At 52.0% G+C, this 399-nt stretch carries 1 rRNA gene; it reads right to left on the bottom strand.

Going from position 1 to position 399, the window contains the following annotated elements:
- Nucleotides 1-399: ribosomal RNA gene (locus AC1DRP_RS36915) — 23S ribosomal RNA — on the bottom strand; the annotation flags it as partial.

Below are 399 nucleotides of genomic sequence, written 5' to 3'. Positions count from 1 at the left end.
CTCCAACAGCACGCTTCGCCTATCCTACTGCGTCCCCCCATCGATTAAAACGATACTAGGTGGTACAGGAATATCAACCTGTTATCCATCGCCTACGCCTGTCGGCCTCAGCTTAGGACCCGACTAACCCAGAGCGGACGAGCCTTCCTCTGGAAACCTTAGTCAATCGGTGGACGGGATTCTCACCCGTCTTTCGCTACTCACACCGGCATTCTCACTTCTAAGCGCTCCACATGTCCTTGCGATCATGCTTCRACGCCCTTAGAACGCTCTCCTACCATTGTCCAAAGGACAATCCACAGCTTCGGTRATAYGTTTAGCCCCGGTACATTTTCGGCGCAGTGTCACTCGACTAGTGAGCTATTACGCACTCTTTAAATGATGGCTGCTTCTAAGCCA

It is taken from the genome of Allobosea sp. 01N443, from assembly GCF_056399325.1.
This window is presented reverse-complemented; position numbering and strand designations above follow the sequence as displayed.